At 57.8% G+C, this 21282-nt stretch carries 18 protein-coding genes and 2 tRNA genes; 1 reads left to right on the plus strand and 19 read right to left on the minus strand.

Features of this window, described 5'->3' with window-relative positions; translation table 11 throughout:
- Positions 1 to 424 precede the first annotated feature (424 nt).
- From PSH76_RS25585 to rlmE, 16 genes are all read right to left on the minus strand, one after another.
- The gene (locus PSH76_RS25585; RefSeq protein WP_278917871.1) at positions 425 to 1045 is read right to left on the minus strand and encodes a BON domain-containing protein; all 621 of its coding nucleotides are present in this window, start codon (positions 1043 to 1045) and stop codon (positions 425 to 427) included.
- 295 nt (positions 1046 to 1340) lie between these two features.
- A complete protein-coding gene (gene pnp / locus PSH76_RS25590; protein WP_003194180.1) occupies positions 1341 to 3446 on the minus strand; it encodes a polyribonucleotide nucleotidyltransferase in 2106 nt (701 codons plus the stop codon).
- A gap of 195 nt (positions 3447 to 3641) precedes the next feature.
- The gene (gene rpsO, locus PSH76_RS25595; protein WP_003177875.1) at positions 3642 to 3911 is read right to left on the minus strand and encodes a 30S ribosomal protein S15; all 270 of its coding nucleotides are present in this window, start codon (positions 3909 to 3911) and stop codon (positions 3642 to 3644) included.
- A 115-nt stretch (positions 3912 to 4026) separates the two neighbouring features.
- The gene (gene truB / locus PSH76_RS25600) at positions 4027 to 4944 is read right to left on the minus strand and encodes a tRNA pseudouridine(55) synthase TruB (RefSeq protein WP_014719950.1); all 918 of its coding nucleotides are present in this window, start codon (positions 4942 to 4944) and stop codon (positions 4027 to 4029) included.
- A 3-nt stretch (positions 4945 to 4947) separates the two neighbouring features.
- Positions 4948 to 5343: a 30S ribosome-binding factor RbfA gene (rbfA, locus tag PSH76_RS25605; protein WP_098950351.1), complete on the minus strand. Its 396-nt coding sequence runs from the start codon at positions 5341 to 5343 to the stop codon at positions 4948 to 4950.
- Between the two features lie 159 nt (positions 5344 to 5502).
- The gene (infB, locus tag PSH76_RS25610) at positions 5503 to 8019 is read right to left on the minus strand and encodes a translation initiation factor IF-2 (RefSeq protein ID WP_003194185.1); all 2517 of its coding nucleotides are present in this window, start codon (positions 8017 to 8019) and stop codon (positions 5503 to 5505) included.
- A gap of 27 nt (positions 8020 to 8046) precedes the next feature.
- Complete coding sequence (gene nusA / locus PSH76_RS25615; RefSeq protein WP_003194187.1) at positions 8047 to 9528, minus strand: transcription termination factor NusA; 1482 nt, start codon at positions 9526 to 9528, stop codon at positions 8047 to 8049.
- 47 nt (positions 9529 to 9575) lie between these two features.
- Complete coding sequence (gene rimP / locus PSH76_RS25620) at positions 9576 to 10034, minus strand: ribosome maturation factor RimP (protein ID WP_032897769.1); 459 nt, start codon at positions 10032 to 10034, stop codon at positions 9576 to 9578.
- A gap of 140 nt (positions 10035 to 10174) precedes the next feature.
- Positions 10175 to 10251 (minus strand) — tRNA-Met (locus PSH76_RS25625).
- A gap of 96 nt (positions 10252 to 10347) precedes the next feature.
- Positions 10348 to 10433: transfer RNA gene (locus PSH76_RS25630), tRNA-Leu, on the minus strand.
- Positions 10434 to 10455: 22 nt separating this feature from the next.
- Positions 10456 to 10839: a preprotein translocase subunit SecG gene (gene secG / locus PSH76_RS25635; RefSeq protein WP_003194191.1), complete on the minus strand. Its 384-nt coding sequence runs from the start codon at positions 10837 to 10839 to the stop codon at positions 10456 to 10458.
- A 4-nt stretch (positions 10840 to 10843) separates the two neighbouring features.
- Positions 10844 to 11599 (minus strand): triose-phosphate isomerase, encoded by a 756-nt coding sequence (gene tpiA / locus PSH76_RS25640; protein ID WP_003194193.1) that lies wholly within the window; start codon positions 11597 to 11599, stop codon positions 10844 to 10846.
- A 66-nt stretch (positions 11600 to 11665) separates the two neighbouring features.
- Positions 11666 to 13003 carry a phosphoglucosamine mutase gene (glmM, locus tag PSH76_RS25645; RefSeq protein WP_003194195.1) on the minus strand — a complete coding sequence of 446 codons (1338 nt, stop codon included), beginning with the start codon at positions 13001 to 13003 and terminating at the stop codon, positions 11666 to 11668.
- Positions 13004 to 13019: 16 nt separating this feature from the next.
- Positions 13020 to 13871, minus strand: coding sequence for a dihydropteroate synthase (gene folP / locus PSH76_RS25650; RefSeq protein WP_032895274.1), 852 nt, complete (start codon positions 13869 to 13871; stop codon positions 13020 to 13022).
- Positions 13872 to 13879: 8 nt separating this feature from the next.
- A complete protein-coding gene (ftsH, locus tag PSH76_RS25655; RefSeq protein WP_032895273.1) occupies positions 13880 to 15790 on the minus strand; it encodes an ATP-dependent zinc metalloprotease FtsH in 1911 nt (636 codons plus the stop codon).
- 200 nt (positions 15791 to 15990) lie between these two features.
- Entirely contained in the window at positions 15991 to 16641 is a 651-nt protein-coding gene (gene rlmE / locus PSH76_RS25660) for a 23S rRNA (uridine(2552)-2'-O)-methyltransferase RlmE (RefSeq protein ID WP_003194199.1), read from the minus strand.
- A gap of 107 nt (positions 16642 to 16748) precedes the next feature.
- Between rlmE and PSH76_RS25665 the strand changes: the two genes are divergently transcribed.
- A complete protein-coding gene (locus PSH76_RS25665) occupies positions 16749 to 17057 on the plus strand; it encodes a YhbY family RNA-binding protein (RefSeq protein WP_003176146.1) in 309 nt (102 codons plus the stop codon).
- 9 nt (positions 17058 to 17066) lie between these two features.
- On the opposite strand, the gene PSH76_RS25670 is transcribed toward PSH76_RS25665, so the two are convergent.
- Genes PSH76_RS25670 through carB form a run of 3 tightly spaced genes read right to left on the minus strand, consistent with a single transcriptional unit; the run spans position 17067 to position 21194 of the window.
- Positions 17067 to 17471, minus strand: a complete 405-nt coding sequence (locus PSH76_RS25670) for an MFS transporter (RefSeq protein WP_305493103.1) — start codon at positions 17469 to 17471, stop codon at positions 17067 to 17069.
- A 28-nt stretch (positions 17472 to 17499) separates the two neighbouring features.
- Entirely contained in the window at positions 17500 to 17976 is a 477-nt protein-coding gene (gene greA / locus PSH76_RS25675; protein WP_003194203.1) for a transcription elongation factor GreA, read from the minus strand.
- Positions 17973 to 21194 carry a carbamoyl-phosphate synthase large subunit gene (gene carB / locus PSH76_RS25680; protein WP_003194205.1) on the minus strand — a complete coding sequence of 1074 codons (3222 nt, stop codon included), beginning with the start codon at positions 21192 to 21194 and terminating at the stop codon, positions 17973 to 17975. Before carB ends, greA begins: the two co-directional genes overlap by 4 nt.
- Positions 21195 to 21282: the final 88 nt, after the last annotated feature.

Here is a 21282-nt window from a genome sequence, read left to right on the forward strand (position 1 = left end):
TGTGTTGACTGCCAGGCCGCCTTCGCGAGCAAGCCCGCTCCCACAGTAGGATCGTTGGAGTGTCAGGTAGCTGGGCGTCGGCTGTCAGGCCGTCTTCGCAGGCAAGCCAGCTCCCACATTTGGATCGTGGTGTGTCAGGCACATCTGCGTCGGTTGGTAGGTCGTCACGGGAGCAAGCTCCCTCGCCACAGGTTCAGCGTCGCTGCGAAGTTGTGTAGACACCTATGCGTATCGCAGGCAGCTCCCACATTTTTTGGGCCTGATCATTCTGTTTCAGCCTGAAATAGAACAGGCCCCGACACAAGTGCCGGGGCCTGTAATGACCACATCCGTGTGGTCGGTCGCATGAACTCCAGAGGTGCGTCAGGTGGATATCTAACTCACCCTAAGCCGCCGCTATTCAGTCCAAACGAAACGTTCAGCATTACTCTGCTTTCAGGCCATCGGCCGATACAGCTTTAACGCCTTTGATTTTCTTGGTGATCTCTACAGCGGTTGCTTTCTGCGCAGCAGTCACAGCGGTAGGCGACGACAGGGATACAACACCCTTGTTGGTTTCAACCTTGATGTCGGTGCCAGGAATACCTTTTTCAGTTACCAGGTCAGCCTTCACTTTGGTAGTGATCCAGGTATCGCTGGTGGTCTCTTTAGCGTCGTGGGCAGCGCCTTTGGTTTTGTCGATGCCGTCAGCCTTGGTAGCACCGCCAGCCAGCAGGCCGTCAGCGGAAACTGCAGTCACGCCTTTGATTTTCTTGGTGATGCCTACAGCCATTTCTTTCTGCGAATCCGAGATTGCTACGTCGGAGGACAGGGAAACCACACCTTTGTTGGTCTCAACCTTGATGTCCGAACCTGGAATGCCTTTTTCGGTCAGCAGGTCAGCTTTGACTTTAGTGGTGATCCAAGTATCCGAAACGCTTTCCTTAGCCTTGGTCGCTTCACCGGCCGCCAAAGTCATAGGGGCTTGGGAAGTCTGAGCAAAGGCTACGTTAGCACCCATGGCCAGGGTCAGAGCGGTAGCAGTAGCGAGAGCGAACTTCTTCATACGAGTAACTCCTGTTTTATTAAAAGTCTGCAGACGTATACCTTCATGCTGCAGCGCTACCAGGGATATTGCAGGCAGTGTGCCAAGTTACCGAGCAGATTAAATCCCTTATTAAACAATGACTTATGAAAATCATGAATTTTCGAAATCGTGCAACTTGCATGAAGCGCATCGTGCCTGCATGCAAGTTGCGGCTTTTGGGCTGCGCTAAACAGCTGATTCTGCTTCATTTTCTTGCGCCCATAAAAAAAGGACTCCGAAGAGTCCTTTTTTTCAGCGTAAAGCCTGCGGGTGTTTAAACGCCCGAAGCCTTGGCTGCTGCTACGTCCTTGATGGACAGCTTGATACGGCCGCGGTTGTCCACGTCCAGTACCAGCACTTCCACTTCCTGGCCTTCTTTCAGAATGTCGGTCACTTTCTCAACGCGAGCATCGCTCAGCATGGAGATGTGAACCAGACCGTCTTTGCCCGGGAGGATGTTGACGAACGCGCCGAAGTCGACGATGCGCTCAACCTTGCCGACGTAGATTTTGCCGATCTCGGCTTCAGCGGTGATACCCAGGACCCGCTGGCGTGCTGCTTCAGCCGCTTCCTTGGTTTCGCCGAAGATCTTGATCGAGCCGTCGTCTTCGATGTCGATCGAAGCCTTGGTTTCTTCACAGATCGCACGGATGGTCGCGCCGCCTTTACCGATAACATCACGGATTTTGTCGGTGTCGATTTTCATCGCGATCATGGTCGGAGCATTTTCCGACAGTTCGGTGCGGGACTGACCAATGATCTGGTTCATCTGGCCGAGGATGTTCAGGCGCGCTTCCAGGGCTTGGCCCAGGGCGATCTCCATGATCTCTTCGGTGATGCCCTTGATCTTGATGTCCATCTGCAGCGCGGTCACACCTTTAGCGGTACCGGCTACTTTGAAGTCCATGTCGCCCAGGTGGTCTTCGTCACCCAGGATGTCGGTCAGGATGGCGAACTTCTCGCCTTCTTTAACCAGGCCCATGGCGATACCGGCAACCGGCGCCTTCATTGGCACACCAGCGTCCATCAGTGCCAGGGAAGCACCGCAGACCGAAGCCATGGAGCTGGAACCGTTGGACTCGGTGATTTCCGATACAACACGGATGGTGTACGGGAACACGTCAGCGGCAGGCAGCATGGCCTGAACCGAACGGCGGGCCAGACGGCCGTGACCGATTTCGCGACGACCTGCACCGCCCATACGACCACACTCGCCCACCGAGAACGGAGGGAAGTTGTAGTGCAGCATGAAGGGGTCTTTTTTCTCGCCTTCCAGGGTGTCCAGCAGTTGTGCGTCACGGGCAGTACCCAGGGTCGCAACGACCAGGGCCTGGGTTTCGCCACGGGTGAACAGCGCCGAACCGTGGGTCTTGGGCAGTACGCCGACTTCGATGTTCAGCGGGCGTACGGTGCGGGTGTCGCGACCGTCGATACGTGGCTTGCCGTTAACGATGTTTTCGCGAACGGTGCGGTATTCGATCTCACCGAAAGCCGCTTTGACTTCGCTGGAGGAAGGCTGGCCTTCTTCGCCGGACAGCTTGGCCACGACCTGGTCTTTCAACTCGCCCAGGCGAGCGTAACGGTCGGCCTTGACGGTGATGGTGTAGGCGTCGGAGATGGCAGCGCCGAACTCGGAGCGGATAGCGCCCAGCAGCTCGGTGGCTTCCGGGGCAGCAGCCCAGGTCCAGGTTGGCTTGGCAGCTTCGGCAGCCAATTCTTTAACCGCGTTGATCACAACCTGGAACTCGTCGTGAGCAAACAGTACGGCACCCAGCATCTGGTCTTCGGTCAGCTCTTTGGCTTCCGATTCAACCATCAATACGGCTTCGGACGTACCGGCAACGACCATGTCCAGGCTCGAGGCTTTCTGTTGCTCGTAAGTCGGGTTCAGCAGGTAGCCGGTGCTTTCGTGGAACGCAACGCGGGCAGCGCCGATCGGGCCATCGAAAGGAATACCGGAGATGGCCAGGGCAGCCGAGGTACCGATCATCGCAGCGATGTCCGGATCGGTCTTCTTGCTGGTGGAAACGACGGTGCAGACAACCTGCACTTCGTTCATGAAGCCTTCTGGAAACAGCGGACGGATCGGACGGTCGATCAGTCGGGAAGTCAGGGTTTCTTTCTCGGAAGGACGGCCTTCGCGCTTGAAGAAACCGCCAGGGATCTTACCGGCAGCGTAAGTCTTTTCCTGGTAGTGAACGGACAGAGGGAAGAAGCCCTTGCTCGGGTCAGCGGTCTTGGCGCCAACAACGGTCACCAATACGGTCACGTCGTCGTCAACGGTAACCAGCACTGCGCCGGAGGCTTGACGGGCGATACGGCCTGTCTCGAGGGTAACGGTCGACTGACCGAACTGGAATTTTTTGATAACCGGGTTCACGGTGTCCTACCTTCTTTGTGGCTCTTGGGGGAACTTGTCTTCTTGCGAAATTCTTGGGCAATGCCGGGAATCGGCCCGACGCTCGTCCAGGGTAAAACGTGTATCCAGATAAAACTTGAGGCTGGGAGCCTACCACGGGCCAACGGGAATCCCGATGACACGCGGCAGACAACCAACCTCTAGCGCAATCGCTTATTAGCGACGCAGACCCAGGCGACCGATCAGAGTCTGATAACGACCCAGATCCTTGCCTTTCAGGTAGTCCAGCAGCTTACGGCGCTGGTTTACCATGCGGATCAGACCACGACGGGAGTGGTGGTCTTTACCGTTGGCCTTGAAGTGACCTTGCAGTTTGTTGATGTTGTGGGTCAGCAGTGCAACTTGCACTTCTGGCGAACCAGTGTCACCAACAGCTTGCTGATAGTCAGCTACGATTTGTGCTTTTTCTTGAACGTCGAGAGCCATGAGGCAATCCTTTTTTCAGGAAACCACCCAAAGGGCAGTTTCAACAGGCCAGGGACAAATCCCTGTATCTAAAAATGAGTAGTGACCATGCCTGTTAACAGCCACACTCGTCCGGTCATTCTGACCGAATCAGCCGACGCGGCGCGATGCGCCCGTCTTCGCTCACTTCACCGATACCGATAAAGCGACCGTTATGATCCTGTACTCGCACCATGCCGAACTTCGGGGCATCCGGGGCGCGTACCGGCTGGCCGTTGAGCCAGTAGAACGCGCTGTGCTCCGAGAAGTGCAGCAGCGGCCAATCGAGCAAACCGCTGTCCGATGGCATCAGGAAGCGATCAACCGCTTCATTGCCGCCTTCGGCATGTACCGCTTCCAACTCTTCCAACGTGACCGTCTGGGCCAGGCTGAAAGGCCCGGCCTGGGTGCGTCGCAGTTCTGCAACGTACGCGCCGCAACCGAGCTTTTCACCAATATCTTCCACCAGGGTACGGATATAGGTGCCTTTGCTGCAGTCCACGGCCAAACGGGCAGTGTCGCCTTCACAAGCGAGCAATTCCAAGCGCGCAATAGTAACAGAACGCGGTTCGCGCTCCACTACTTCGCCCGCACGTGCCAGCTTGTAAAGTGGCTGGCCATCACGCTTGAGTGCCGAGTACATCGGCGGTATCTGACTGATTTGCCCACGAAAAGCGGGTAAGGCAGCTTCGATATCCGCACGACCAACGGTCACGTCGCGAACCTGCAAAACATCACCTTCGGCATCTGCCGTGGTGGTGGTCTTGCCCAGTTGCATCAGGGTTTCGTAACCCTTGTCGGAATCCAGCAGGTATTGCGAAAACTTGGTGGCCTCGCCAAAGCACAACGGCAATACACCGGTGGCCAATGGATCAAGGCTGCCGGTATGCCCGGCCTTCTCGGCATTGAGCAGCCAGCGAACCTTCTGCAACGCGGCATTGGAGGTAAAGCCAATGGGTTTGTCGAGCAGAATGATGCCACTGACGTTGCGACGGATACGTTTGACCTGAGCCACCGCTTACTCCTTGGCGTCGTCAGGTGTGGACGGATGCTGGCTGTCTTCAGCCACGGCGCGTTCGATCAGGGCCGACAGGTGCGCGCCACGCACGACGCTTTCGTCGTAGTGGAAGTGCAACTGCGGAACGCTGCGCAGCTTCATTTCACGGGCCAACTGCATACGCAGGAAGCCTGCGGCAGAGTTGAGCACCTTGATGCTTTGCGCGATTTCTTCGCTGTTGTCCTGCCCCATCACGGTGATGAAGATCTTGGCGTGACCCACGTCACGGCTCACTTCAACAGCGGTAATGGTGACCAGGCCAACGCGTGGGTCTTTGACTTCGCGGCGGATCAGCTGGGCCAGCTCACGCTGCATCTGATCGCCGATACGCTGGGTACGGCTGTATTCTTTTGCCATGTCTTGTTACCTGTTACTGCCACACGGTGAAACCCGTGGGGTCTGAAAGCGGCAAACGCCCGGCCTGACAAAAGCCAGACCGGGCGTTGCGTTTAGAGTCCTGACGCTGCGCGGGGCATCTGCATGCCCACACGCTGCGCGGCTCCTGAAGTGCGCGAGTTAGAGGCTGCGAGCAACCTGAACCTTCTCGAAGACTTCGATCTTGTCGCCAACCTTGACGTCGTTGTAGCTCTTGACGCCGATACCGCATTCCATGCCGGCACGTACTTCGGCAGCGTCATCCTTGAAGCGGCGCAGGGATTCCAGCTCGCCTTCGAAGATAACGATGTCTTCACGCAGTACACGGATTGGACGGTTACGGTACACAGTGCCTTCAACCACCATACAGCCGGCGATCGCACCGAATTTCGGCGAGCGGAACACGTCACGCACCTCGGCGATACCCAGGATGTTCTCCCGGACGTCGCTGCCAAGCATGCCGGTAAGGGCTTTCTTGACGTCTTCGATGATGTCGTAGATGACGTTGTAGTAACGCATGTCCAGGCCTTCCTGCTCGACGATCTTGCGAGCGCCAGCATCGGCACGCACGTTGAAGCCGAACAGTACAGCGTTGGAAGCCAGTGCCAGGTTGGCGTCGGATTCGGTGATACCACCGACACCGCCACCGACAACGCGCACTTGCACTTCGTCGTTACCCAGGCCGTTCAAGGCGCCGTTCAACGCTTCGAGGGAACCACGAACGTCAGACTTGAGGACGATGTTAAGCGTCTTCTTCTCTTCCTGGCCCATGTTCTCGAAGATGTTTTCCAGCTTGCCGGCGTGAGCACGGGCCAGCTTGACCTCGCGGAACTTGCCTTGACGGAACAGAGCCACTTCACGGGCTTTCTTCTCGTCAGCCACTACGCTCATCTCGTCGCCAGCGTCCGGCGTACCGTCCAGGCCGAGAATCTCGACTGGGATGGCAGGACCGGCTTCCTTGATTGGCTTGCCGTTCTCGTCGAGCATGGCACGTACACGGCCGTAGTTCGAACCGACCAGCACCATGTCGCCTTGGCGCAGGGTACCGTCTTGAACCAGCACGGTAGCAACCGGGCCACGGCCCTTGTCGAGACGGGACTCAACCACGACGCCACGGCCAGGAGCCGATGGAGTAGCGGTCAGTTCCAGGACTTCGGCTTGCAACAGGACTGCTTCGAGCAGTTCGTCAACGCCGGTACCCATTTTCGCCGAGACCGATACGAATGGCGTCTCGCCACCCCATTCCTCGGACGTCACGCCGTGAACCGACAGTTCGCTACGGATGCGATCGAGATCAGCGCCCGGCTTGTCGATTTTGTTCACGGCAACGACCAGAGGAACACCGGCAGCCTTGGCGTGCTGGACAGCTTCAATGGTCTGCGGCATTACGCCGTCGTCCGCTGCAACCACCAGGATCACGATGTCGGTCGCCTTGGCACCACGGGCACGCATTGCGGTAAACGCGGCGTGACCTGGGGTGTCGAGGAAGGTGACCATGCCGCGCTCGGTTTCAACGTGGTATGCACCGATGTGCTGGGTAATACCACCGGCTTCGCCTGCGGCAACCTTGGCACGACGGATGTAGTCGAGCAGGGAAGTCTTACCGTGGTCAACGTGGCCCATTACGGTCACAACCGGCGCACGGGATACCGCTTCACCTTCAAACTTCAGGGACTCGGCCAGGGAATCTTCCAGGGCGGTGTCGCTGACCAGGGTCACTTTGTGGCCCAGCTCTTCAGCAACCAACTGGGCAGTTTCCTGGTCCAGTACCTGGTTGATGGTGGCTGGAGTGCCCAGCTTGAACATGAACTTGATGATTTCAGCAGCCTTGACCGACATCTGCTGGGCCAGATCGCCCACAGTGATGGTCTCGCCGATCTTCACTTCACGCACGACAGGGCCGGTTGGGCTCTGGAAACCGTGGGCGTTGCGCTTCTTCAGCTTGGCTTTGCCGCGACCACCACGACGGAAGCCATCGCTTTCTTCGTCGGTGGTACGTGGGGCAACGCGTGGCGCAGGCGCTTTCTCTTTGACCGAGGCGCGGTGCGGAGCGTTTTTACGCTCGCCATCGCCACCACCACCGCGACGATTGTTGTCGTCAGCACGTGGTTTGTCCGGACGACGAGGTTCGTCGCGCTTGCGGGCGTCTGCTGCAGGAGCAGGTGCAGCGGCAGCCGGGGCAGCCTCACGCACAGCTTCAACAGGGGCGGCGACCGCGTCAGTGGCAGCAGGTTGCGCAGCAGCAGGCTGGCGACGCGCTTCTTCTTCGGCGCGACGCTTGGCTTCTTCTTCAGCCTTCTGACGTGCAGCGTTTTCTACTGCGCGACGTTCTTCCAGCTCGCGTTTGCGCTCGGCTTCGATTTCTTCCGGGCTGCGCTGTACGAAGACTTTCTTCTTGCGTACTTCAACGCTGATGCTCTTGCTACCCGCAACCCGCAGGGTGCTGGTGGTTTTGCGCTGCAATGTAATCTTGCGCGGTTCTTCCACTTTCGCCTTGTGGCTGCTCTTCAAGTGAGTCAGCAAAGACTGCTTCTCACTATCGCTCACACCTTCATCGGCGGCGGTGTGCGGCAGACCTGCCTCACGCATCTGCTGCAACAGGCGCTCTACCGGTGTTTTGACCTCATCGGCCAGTTGTTTCACCGTGACTTGCGTCATGCACTTCTCTCCTCAGGCCGCGCCTAATTACTCGAACCAATGGGCTCGGGCGGCCATGATCAACTTGCCGGCACGATCTTCGTCAATGCCGTCGATGTCGAGCAGATCGTCAATAGACTGCTCGGCCAGGTCTTCGCGGGTAATTACGCCGCGCACCGCCAGTTCCATCGCCAAATCCTTGTCCATACCCTCAAGCGAGAGCAGGTCTTCGGCCGGATGGGCGTCTGCCAGCTTTTCCTCAGTAGCGATGGCTTTAGTCAACAAACGATCCTTGGCCCGAGCGCGGAGCTCGTTGACGATATCCTCGTCAAAGCCGTCGATGTTGAGCATTTCTTCCAACGGTACGTAGGCAATCTCTTCCAGGCTGGTGAAGCCTTCATCTACCAGCACCTGTGCCAGTTCTTCATCGACTTCCAACTCTTCGATGAAGTTGCGCAGGATGTCACCGGTTTCAGCTTGCTGCTTAGCCTGGATGTCCGATTCGGTCATCACGTTCAGGGTCCAGCCGGTCAGTTGGCTGGCCAGACGCACGTTCTGACCACCACGACCAATGGCCTGAGCCAGATTGTCTGCGCCAACGGCGATGTCCATTGCATGGGCATCTTCGTCAACGATAATTGCCGCCACTTCAGCTGGCGACATGGCGTTGATCACGAACTGCGCCGGGTTATCGTCCCACAGGACGATGTCCACACGCTCACCGCCCAATTCGCCCGACACTGCCTGGACGCGCGAACCGCGCATACCGATGCAAGCGCCTTGCGGGTCGATGCGTTTGTCCTTGGAGCGGACCGCGATCTTGGCACGCGAACCCGGGTCACGGGACGCAGCCATCACTTCGATCAGGCCTTCGGCGATTTCCGGCACTTCGATACGGAACAGCTCGATCAGCATTTCCGGCGCGGTACGCGACAGGATCAACTGTGGGCCGCGGTTCTCGGTGCGGATTTCCTTGAGCAGCGCACGCAAGCGCACGCCGACACGGAAGGTTTCGCGAGAGATGATGTCTTCGCGGGCCAGCAACGCTTCGGCGTTGTTGCCCAGGTCGACGATCACGTTGTCGCGGGTAACTTTTTTCACGGTGCCAGAGATGATTTCACCCAGGCGTTCGCGATAGGCGTCAACGACTTGAGCGCGCTCGGCTTCGCGAACCTTCTGCACGATGACCTGCTTGGCGGTCTGTGCAGCAATACGGCCGAATTCGATCGACTCGATCTTTTCTTCGACAACATCGCCAACCTGAGCGCCCGGATGCGTTTGCGCAACCTTGCTTGGCCAGGTTTCGATGGCCGGATCATCAAGATCGTCCTCTTCGACCACCGTCCAGCGACGGAAAGTCTCATAGGCACCGGTGTGGCGGTTGATTTCCACACGCAGATCTACTTCGTCTTCAAAACGTTTCTTGGTAGCAGTGGCCAGGGCCAGCTCCAACGCTTCAAAAATCACGCTTGCCGGTACACCCTTTTCATTGGATACCGACTCAACAACCAGCAGTACTTCTTTGCTCATCGTACGCCTCGCCTTTCGCAAGCCATTGGATCCGCGGGATCCGCGTCTCAGTCAAAACTGGGAATAATGTTGGCCTTGTCGATCATATCGATCGGCAACAGGAACTCATGGTCTTCTACCTGCACCACGACATCCTGATCTTCTACACTGCGCAGAAGGCCCTGAAAGTTGCGTCGCCCTTCAAAGGGGGAGCGCAGCTTGATCTTCACTTGTTCACCGGCATATTTAGCAAACTGCTCGAGAGTGAACAGTGGGCGTTCCATGCCTGGCGAGGAAACCTCAAGGGTGTATTCAACGGAGATTGGATCTTCAACATCCAGCACACCGCTGATCTGACGGCTGACGATGGCACAATCGTCCACCAGCACGCCGCCCTCTTTATCGATATAAACGCGCAACATTGAGTGGCGACCTTGAGCCGAAAACTCAATACCCCAGCATTCATAGCCTAGGGCCACGACCACCGGGGCCAACAAGGCCTGCAACTCTTCTAGCTTGCTCGACACCTGAACCCCCTCGTGCATGTATGTGCATGCTGTGCAAAATAAAAAAATGGGCGAAACGCCCATCCTTGAAACGCCGTCGAACAGCGGCGTTGAAAGTGTCCAGCTAACAAAAAGCCCCTTAAAAGGGGCTCCGCTAAAACTGGTTGCGGGGGCCGGATTTGAACCGACGACCTTCGGGTTATGAGCCCGACGAGCTACCAGACTGCTCCACCCCGCGACAAAGCTGGGGCGGAAGTATACGACCGATCCCTTACAGGGTCAATGTAACCTTCCACCTACAAGAAAGCCCGCAACAGCGGGCTCTCCTGATAATTGGTACCGAGAAGGGGACTCGAACCCCTACACCCTATGGGCACAACCACCTCAAGGTTGCGTGTCTACCAATTCCACCACCTCGGCAATACAGCGTTTACAACCCTTCTTACTTCTGCTCTTGAGCTGGAGGTACGTCAGTCGCTGGAGTAGCCGACTTTTGCTCTTGAAGCACCGGGACATCATCAGAAGCCGGTTTTGCTTTTGGAACTTCCAACACTGCTGGGTTTGGCAAACCTACTTGAGTCAGCACATGAGCTTTCTCTTTAGCAAAGTAACCTAACCCTAAGCTGGTTATGAAGAAACCTGCGGCAAGTATAGCAGTAAACTTACTAAGAAAGGTAGAGGAACCTTGGCTTCCGAACACAGTATTTGAAGCACCTGCACCGAAAGACGCACCAGCATCCGCACCTTTACCCTGTTGCAACAAAACCAGAGCAACTACGCTCAGGGCAGCCAACAGATGAAAAACGACTACGACTGTTTCCAGCATTTTTTCAGTTTCCCGCGGCGCGACAAATCGCACCGAACTCATCTGCATTCAGGGAAGCTCCACCAATGAGCCCCCCATCGATATCCGGCATGCCGAACAGTTCGACCGCATTGGCCGCCTTCACGCTGCCGCCGTATAGAAGCCGCACACCTTGTGCGACTTCAGAATTCTCTGCCGCCAACTGCGCGCGGATGGCTGCGTGCACATCCTGCGCCTGTTGCGGTGTAGCAGTCAGCCCGGTGCCAATGGCCCAGACCGGCTCGTAAGCAATAACTGCTTTTGCAAATGCACCTACACCCAGCTCCTCGATGATGCTGCCCAGCTGACGCGAGACAACTTCAAGAGTCTTGCCCGATTCGCGCTGCTCAAGGGTCTCCCCAATGCACAACACCGGAATCAAGCCACAAGCCTGTGCTGCGGCGAACTTGCGGTTGAGCGTCCCATCCCGCTCGCCCATCATCTGGCGACGCTCGGAGTGCCCGACAAGCACATAGGAACAACCCGCATCAACCAGCTGACTCGGCGAAATCTCGCCGGTCAACGCACCTTGCATCGGCTCTACCGCAGAGTTCTGCGCGCCGACCTGAATCGACTTACCTTTCAAGCCATCAACCACTTGGTTGATATGCAAGCAAGGCGGGAACACCGCGACGTCAACACCGCTAGGCAAGGCCAAGTGACGAAGGCCGTTGATCAGCTCAGCGACACTGGCGCGGGTACCGTGCATCTTCCAGTTACCAGCTACCATAGTGCGACGCATGCTGTACCCCGTCGGTCAAAGTGGGCGCAGATGTTACCCAACCACATCACCACTGGCAAGCCGAATTCAGGCGCAAACTTCAGTTACCAGTTTTGCCAGGTCTTCGGCATGGCCGCGAACCTGTGTTTCGTCCTCGCCTTCGACCATCACGCGCACCAACGGCTCTGTGCCGGACTTGCGCAGCAACACACGCCCGCGCCCCGCCATTGCCTGGGTCACGCGTTCGCAAGCCTCTTTGACAGCAGGGTGCTCGATGGGGTTTTCGCCACCGGCAAAACGCACATTGAGCAGCACTTGCGGGCACTTGCGCAGGGCTTGGCGTGCCTGGGCCAGGCTCTCCTCGCGGCGACGCAGGGCCAACAGCACCTGTAGCGCGGCGATGATCGCGTCACCCGTGGTGGTGTGCTGGAAGCAGACCACATGACCGGAATTCTCACCGCCAACCAACCAGTTACGCTCCAGCAGCTCGGCGATCACGTAGCGGTCACCGACATTGGCGCGAATAAAGGGAATCCCCAGTTCTGCCAACGCCAATTCCAGCCCGAGATTACTCATCAGGGTGCCGACCACGCCACCTTGCAGCTTGTTACGCTCATGCAGGTCACGGGCAATGATGAACAACAGGTCATCACCATCCACGATCGTGCCGGTGTGATCCACCATCAGGACGCGGTCGCCATCGCCGTCAAAAGCGATGCCCAGGTCCGCATGCTCAGCCAGCACAGCAGCCTGCAGCTGCTCCATGTGGGTGGAACCGCAATTGTCGTTGATGTTCAAGCCGTTAGGCTGAGCCGACAGCACGGTGACCTGTGCACCCAGTTCCTTGAAGACGCTCGGCGCCACCTTGTAGGTCGCCCCATGGGCGCAATCGACAACAATCTTCAAGCCTGCAAAATTGGTGCTGCTCGGAACACTGCTTTTACAAAATTCGATATAGCGACCTGACGCGTCGTTAATGCGCGACACCTTGCCCAGCTTGCTGGACTCAACCACCGTCATCGGCGCATCCAACAGCTCTTCGATCATCAGCTCGATCTCGTCAGGCAGTTTGGTACCCTGGCCCGAGAAAAACTTGATGCCATTGTCATCATGAGGATTGTGGGAGGCGCTGATCACAATACCGGCTTCAGCGTGGAAGGTACGCGTCAGGTAAGCGATTGCCGGCGTGGGCATAGGGCCCAGCAGCATCACGTCGGCGCCGGCGGCGGACAGGCCGGCCTCCAGCGCGGATTCAAACATGTAGCCCGAAATACGGGTGTCCTTGCCCACCAGGATGCGACACGCGCCCATGCTACGGAACGCCATGCCTGCCGCCCAACCCAGCTTGAGCATGAAGTCAGGGGTGATCGGGAATTCGCCGACCCGACCACGAATGCCGTCGGTGCCAAAATATTTCTTAGTCATAAGTGCTCCATCATTCTTATTCGGCTGATTCTACAGCAGCGAGCATGCGCACCACATCGACCGTTTCGGCGACATCATGCACACGCAAAATACGTGCGCCCTTGGTCACGGCAAGCGCCGCAAGCGCCAGGCCGCCATACAGGCGTTCGCCGACCGGGCGATTCAAGGCGAGCCCTATCATGCTCTTGCGCGAAACGCCGACCAACAGCGGGCGACCAAGGGCGTGCAAGGCTTCCATGTGTTTGAACAGGCTTAGATTGTGCTGCAAGGTCTTGGCAAAGCCAAACCCCGGATCAAGGATGATCTGTTCGGGCGCAATACCCACAGCTACACACTGGGCAACCCTCTCAGCAAGAAACCCACTCACCTCGCCAACCAGGTCGTCGTAATGCGGATTGTCCTGCATGTTGCCGGGCTCACCCAGCATATGCATCAGGCAGACAGGCAAGCCGGTTGCAGCGGCCGCATCAAGGGCGCCGTCGCGCTGAAGCGAACGCACATCATTGATCAACCCCGCTCCGAGACGCGCGGTTTCGCGCATCACTGCCGGGGTGGAGGTGTCTACCGAGATGATGACATCCAGCTCACGGGCAATACGCTCAACCACCGGCGCCACCCGCTCCAGTTCCTCCAATGGAGAAACAACGCGGGCGCCAGGGCGGGTCGATTCCCCTCCCACATCAATCAACGTCGCACCGGCAGCCACCATCGCCTCGGCGTGGCGCAACGCGGCGTCCAGCTGGCTGAAGCGGCCACCGTCGGAAAAGGAGTCAGGGGTTACATTGAGGATGCCCATGACATGCGTCCGGGCCAAATCAAGAACCCGGTTGCCGCAAGGCAACCGGGTAGAGGACAAAGCAGAAGTCATTTCAAACCTTAGTGATCAGCTGCCGGGCCGCCGATAGGCGTTTCAGGGCGCTCATTTTGCACCACAGGCGGAGTGCCCGAAGTACCCGAACCACCTTCCCAGTCACGCGGTTCACGCGGCGCACGGCCCGCCATGATGTCGTCGATCTGGTCGGCGTCGATGGTTTCGTACTTCATCAACGCATCAGCCATGGCGTCCAGCTTGTCACGGTTGTCAGTCAGGATCTGCTTGGCCGTGCCGTAGCACTGGTCAATGATGCTGCGAACCTCGGAGTCGATCAGTTTGGCTGTCTCACCCGAGAAGCTGGCGCTTTGCCCACCGCCGCCACGACCCAGGAACACTTCGCCTTCTTCTTCGGCGTACATCAATGGGCCGAGTTTTTCCGACAAGCCCCACTTGGTCACCATGTTTCGTGCGATCTGGCTGGCACGCATGATGTCGTTGGAGGCGCCAGTGGTCACACCGTCGAAGCCGAGGGTCATTTCTTCAGCAATACGGCCACCATACAGCGAACAGATCTGGCTGATCAGCGCACGCTTGGAGAGGCTGTAGCGATCCTCTTCCGGCAGGAACATGGTCACGCCCAGTGCCCGACCACGGGGAATGATCGACACTTTGTAGACGGGGTCATGCTCTGGCACAACGCGACCTACAATGGCGTGACCGGCCTCGTGATAAGCGGTGTTCTGCTTCTCTTTCTCGGACATGACCATGGATTTGCGCTCGGCGCCCATCATGATCTTGTCTTTCGCCAATTCGAACTCTTTCATCTCAACGATGCGCTTGCCAGTACGGGCAGCGAACAGCGAAGCCTCGTTGACCAGGTTTGCCAGGTCAGCACCGGAGAAGCCAGGAGTACCACGGGCGATCACAGCCGGAGCTACGTCGTCACCCATCGGCACCTTGCGCATGTGTACTTTCAGGATCTGCTCACGGCCACGGATGTCCGGCAGGCCGACCACAACCTGGCGGTCGAAACGGCCCGGACGCAGCAACGCAGGGTCCAGCACGTCCGGACGGTTGGTTGCGGCGATGACGATAATGCCGTCATTCATCTCGAAACCATCCATCTCTACCAGCAACTGGTTGAGGGTCTGCTCACGCTCATCGTGACCGCCACCCATGCCAGCGCCACGATGGCGACCAACGGCATCGATTTCGTCGATGAAGATGATGCATGGCGCGTGCTTCTTGGCCTGCTCGAACATATCGCGAACACGGCTGGCGCCGACGCCGACAAACATTTCGACGAAGTCAGAACCGGAAATTGTGAAGAAAGGCACCTTGGCTTCGCCGGCAATCGCCTTGGCCAGCAAGGTTTTACCGGTACCCGGTGGCCCCACCATCAGCACACCGCGAGGAATACGGCCACCCAGGCGCTGGAATTTGCCCGGATCACGCAGGAACTCGACCAACTCGCCGACTTCTTCCTTGGCTTCGTCGCAACCTGCAACGTCAGCCAAAGTGGTTTTTACCTGGTCTTCGGAGAGCAGGCGCGCCTTGCTTTTACCAAAGCTCATCGGCCCGCCCTTGCCTCCCGCACCGCCTTGCATCTGGCGCATGAAGAACATGAACACGGCGATAATCACCAGGATCGGGAAGCTGGCCACCAGGAGTTGAGTCCAGATGCTTTGCTGTTCAGGCTGCTTGCCTTCCACAACGACCTTGTTATCCACCAGGTCACCGATGAGACCGTTGTCCTGAATGGCAGGACGAATGGTCTTGAAGCTGTCGCCATCGTTGCGCTTACCGGTAATCACGTAGCCATCAACCGCTACGCGCTCGACCTTGCCATCCTTAACTTGCTGGATGAAGTCGGAATAGTTGAGGGTCTGCGGCTCGTTAGGGCTGGAGAAGTTGTTCATCACCGTCACCAGGACAGCCGCGATGATCAACCACAGGATCAGATTCTTTGCCATATCGTTCAATTAACTACCCTCTGAAGCAAGCTCCGCTACTGGCGCGCGCTTCGCATGATATTCACCGGCCTAACTTACTACATTACCTACAACTCTGGCAGGCGCCGTCTGTAACCCTTTGTGAAACTTTGACTACGCAATATTCGTAAAGCTTCGTGACGAAAGCGATATAAAAAAACCTATCGCCCTCCTCGAATTTCTCAAAAACGCTCTTCGCTCGCCGCGCCTTCGACGCCGCGGTAGCCACGGCACAGCAGATACTGCTCCCTGGACCGGTCACGGGAAGAGTCCGGTTTGCGGGTCTGCACCTTGTCGAACAACTTGCGAATGTTCTTGTGGTACTCGTCGAAACCTTCGCCCTGGAACACCTTCACCAGGAAATCACCACCCGGACGTAACACCCGACCTGCCAAATCCAGCGCCAGTTCACACAGGAACATGGCACGCGGCATATCAACAGCCGGTAATCCACTCATATTGGGGGCCATGTCGGAAATCACAAGGTCTACCTGCGAATTTCCCACAGCCTCCAGGATCTCGGCCAATACCTTGTCCTCGGTAAAATCGCCGTGAACAAAGGTCACGTCCGGGATGCTGTCCATCTCAAGGATGTCCGAAGCGATCAATCGGCCTTGCCCACCAATCAGACGACTGGTCACCTGGGACCAGCCACCGGGGGCCGCACCGAGATCGATAACGCTCATGCCTGGACGGATCAGTTTGTCCTTGTCCTGGATCTCCAGCAGCTTGTAGCTGGCACGGGAACGATAGCCGTCCTTTTGCGCCTTTTTGACGTAAGGATCATTGAAATGTTCTTGTAGCCACTTAAGGCTGGTTTTGGAACGGGCCACGGGCCACCTCGAAAAAATAAAACGGGTCGTGATTAACTGGGCGGTCCCGGACTCGCTCGGGTAAACTGGCCGCCGCTTTTTACAAGATCAGACGCAGGGGTCAGATTATGCCGCTCACTCAAGAGCAGAAGAAACAGTACAAATCCATTGGCCACCATCTGAAACCAGTTCTGATTGTGGCAGACAACGGTTTGACTGAGGGTGTGCTAGCCGAATTCGAGCGCGCACTGAACGATCACGAACTGATCAAGATCAAGGTCAACATCCTTGATCGCGAAGCGCGCCTGGCCGCCGTTGCAGAATTGTGCAAGGTGGGCAAAGCGGACCTGGTTCAGGTCATCGGCAAGATGGCGCTGCTGTATCGCAAGAACTTCAGCGTCAACAAGCAACTGTCGAACGTTCATCGCTTCAAATGATGAAAAGGGTCAAGGGCGTGCTTCGCGCGCCCCGCCACTCCATCCCGGCGCAGGTTGCATAACCAGCACCAGGCCAGAGAACCCTAGCACAAGATAGCTGAATAACTGCCAGCGCAACGCTTGCGGCAGCCACACATACACCACGCAAAACATTGCGCATGCATACAGCGCCATCAACAGCAGTTGCCCGCGAATATCCCGCCACAAACTCTTCAGGCCTTCAGCCTTGACCAGCACCAACACCTGAAGCATCACGCACGCCGCCGCAAAACCCACCAGCAGCGCACTCAGCAATCCGTCGATCTCATCGATCAGCAGCGGCGCCAGGCCGATCAGGCCCAACGCCGGCAATACACCAATATGTAACAGCCATAGGCCGCCCACCCAAAGCATCTGAGAGAGCTGCCAAAGCATGGCGCCCGCACGCAGCGGGCGCCGTCTTTCAGATGTGACGAACTTCGACAATCTCGTACTCGATCACGCCACCCGGCGTCTTGACGGCCACCACATCACCCTCTTCCTTGGCAATCAAGGCGCGGGCCAGCGGCGAACCAACAGAGATCTTGCCGAGTTTGAAGTCAGCTTCATCCTCACCCACGATGTGATAGACAACGCGCTCATCAGTCTCGACGTTGGCGATCTCAACAGTGGTGCCGAAAATCACTTTACCGGTATGAGGGATGGAGGTGACATCAATGATGACCTGATTCTGAATCCGACCCTCGATGTCACGAATCCGCGCCTCAACCATACCCTGCTGCTCGCGAGCAGCGTGGTATTCGGCGTTTTCCTTCAAGTCACCCAGCTCGCGGGCCGTACCGATGTCCTGGCTCAGCTTTGGACGTACGACCTTGGTCAGATGGGCGTGTTCCTCTTCCAGGGCCTTAGCGCCCTGGACGGTCATTGGGTATTTGATCATGCCTTCAATCCTGCGTGTAGATCCTGCAAGCGACGCACGGTCTTTTCCGGACCGAACTTGAGCGCTTCACAGATAGCTTCGCCAGCAGCAATGGTAGTGGTGCAGTAAATCTTGTGCTGCAAGGCATTACGACGAATGGAATAGGAGTCCGCGATCGACTGACGACCTTCGGTGGTGTTGATGATCAGGGTGACTTCGTCATTCTTGATCATGTCGACCACATGCGGACGGCCTTCCGTCACCTTGTTCACGCGGCGTACTTTCAGGCCGGCAGCTTCGATCAGCTTGGCGGTCCCGGCGGTAGCCACGACTTCAAAGCCTAAGTTGATCAGATCGCGGGCAACCCCTGCAACCAGTGGCTTGTCGTCATCACGCACGCTGATAAACGCAGTACCGCCGGTCGGCAGCACTTCGCTGGCGCCCATCTGGGCCTTGGCGAATGCTTCACCGAAGGTATCGCCCACGCCCATCACTTCACCGGTGGACTTCATCTCCGGGCCCAGGATCGGGTCCACGCCAGGGAATTTGGCGAATGGGAACACCGCCTCTTTCACACTGTAGAAGTTTGGAATAATTTCCTTGGTAAAGCCGATTTCCTTCAGGGTCTTACCGGCCATCACACGCGCAGCGATCATCGCCAGGGACACACCGATGCACTTGGACACGAACGGTACGGTACGCGAAGCACGCGGGTTGACTTCAATGACGTAGATGTCTTCGCCTTGCAGCGCCAACTGTACGTTCATCAGGCCGACAACGCCCAGCTCCAGGGCCATCTTCTTGACCTGTTCGCGCATCTCGTCCTGGATGTGCGCCGGCAGCGAGTACGGCGGCAGCGAGCAGGCCGAGTCACCGGAGTGAACACCAGCTTGTTCGATGTGCTGCATGATGGCGCCGATCACTACATCGGTGCCGTCGCAGACCGCATCCACGTCCATTTCGATGGCGCAGTTGAGGAAGTGGTCCAGCAGCACCGGGCTGTCGTTGGAGACTTTCACCGCATCACGCAGGTAGCGCTTGAGTTCTTCTTCTTCGTAGACGATTTCCATCGCTCGGCCGCCCAGTACGTAGGACGGACGCACCACCAGCGGGTAGCCGATCTTGCTGGCCGCACGGATGGCTTCGTCTTCGCTGCGCACGGTGGCGTTCGGCGGCTGACGCAGGTTCAGACGCTCAACCATTTGCTGGAAACGCTCACGGTCTTCGGCACGGTCGATTGCATCCGGACTGGTACCGATGATCGGCACGCCAGCGGCTTCGAGGGCACGCGCCAGTTTCAGCGGGGTCTGGCCGCCGTACTGGACGATCACGCCTTTAGGCTTCTCGACGCGGCAGATTTCCAAGACGTCTTCCAGGGTTACCGGCTCGAAGTACAGGCGGTCGGAAGTGTCGTAGTCAGTGGAAACCGTTTCCGGGTTGCAGTTGACCATGATGGTCTCGTACCCGTCTTCGCGCAGGGCGAGGGCGGCGTGTACGCAGCAATAGTCGAACTCGATACCCTGGCCGATACGGTTCGGACCGCCACCCAGAATGATGATCTTGTCGCGACCCGTCGGCGCGGCTTCGCACTCTTCCTCATAGGTGGAGTACATGTAGGCCGTGTCGGTGGCGAATTCCGCGGCGCAGGTGTCAACGCGCTTGTAGACCGGGAAGATATCCAGCTTGTGGCGATGAGTACGCAGGTTCTTCTCGGTCACACCCAGCAGCTTGGCCAGACGCTGGTCGGAGAAGCCTTTGCGCTTGAGGCGGAACATCAAGTCGCGGTCGATAGACGACAGACCCAGCGTCTTGACCTTCTCTTCTTCCTTGATCAGATCTTCGATCTGCACCAGGAACCACGGGTCGATCATGTTCATGCCGAAGATATCTTCGACGCTCAGGCCGGCACGGAAGGCGTCCGCCACGTACCAGATACGCTCGGCGCCCGGCACGGTCAGCTCGCGCTTGAGGATGCTCATGCTTTCCGGGTTGCTCAGGTCGAGCTTCTCGTCTAGGCCGCAAACACCCACTTCCAGACCGCGCAGGGCTTTCTGCAGGGATTCCTGGAAAGTGCGGCCGATTGCCATGACTTCACCGACCGACTTCATCTGGGTGGTCAGGCGTGCATCCGCCTTGGCGAATTTCTCGAAGGCAAAGCGCGGCAGCTTGGTCACGACGTAGTCGATAGACGGCTCGAAAGACGCCGGCATCGCGCCGCCGGTGATTTCGTTTTGCAGCTCGTCCAGGGTGTAGCCGATAGCCAGCTTGGCAGCGATACGTGCAATCGGGAAGCCAGTCGCTTTCGAGGCCAACGCCGAAGAACGCGATACACGTGGGTTCATCTCGATCACGACCATGCGGCCGGTGTCCGGGCAGATGCCGAACTGAACGTTGGAACCGCCGGTTTCAACGCCGATCTCACGCAATACCGCCAGGGAGGCGTTACGCAGGATCTGGTATTCCTTGTCGGTCAGGGTCTGTGCTGGCGCCACGGTGATCGAGTCACCGGTGTGCACGCCCATCGGGTCGAAGTTTTCGATGGAGCAGACGATGATGCAGTTGTCCTTCTTATCGCGGACAACCTCCATCTCATATTCTTTCCAGCCGATCAGGGATTCGTCGATCAGCAGCTCTTTGGTCGGCGACAGGTCCAGGCCGCGAGCGCAGATTTCTTCGAACTCTTCACGGTTGTAGGCAATACCGCCACCGGTGCCGCCCATGGTGAAGGACGGACGGATGATGCACGGGAAGCCCAGGGTCTCGAGGACCGCGTTGGCCTCTTCCATGCTGTGGGCGATACCGGAACGTGGGCACGCCAGGCCGATAGACTTCATGGCCTTGTCGAAACGCGAACGGTCTTCAGCCTTGTCGATGGTGTCGGCATTGGCACCGATCATCTCTACGCCGAATTTTTCCAGGACGCCTTCGCGCTCCAGGTCCAGGGCGCAGTTCAGAGCGGTCTGGCCGCCCATGGTTGGCAGCAGCGCGTCCGGACGCTCCTTTTCGATGATCTTGGCAACGGTCTGCCACTTGATCGGCTCGATGTAGGTGGCGTCGGCCATGGCCGGGTCGGTCATGATGGTGGCCGGGTTGGAGTTCACCAGGATGACGCGGTAGCCCTCCTCGCGCAGGGCTTTACAGGCCTGGGCGCCGGAGTAGTCGAATTCGCAGGCCTGGCCGATCACGATCGGGCCAGCGCCGAGAATCAGGATGCTTTTTATGTCTGTACGTTTTGGCATGGGTTTGTCACTCAAATCCGCAGGTCAGTCGGCAAGCCGTCTTGAACAATCTTTGAAGAGCCTGCGGGGGCCACCGCGATCCGGGGCC

The sequence above is a fragment of the Pseudomonas sp. FP215 genome, from assembly GCF_030687795.1.
Lineage (GTDB): Bacteria > Pseudomonadota > Gammaproteobacteria > Pseudomonadales > Pseudomonadaceae > Aquipseudomonas > Aquipseudomonas salmasensis.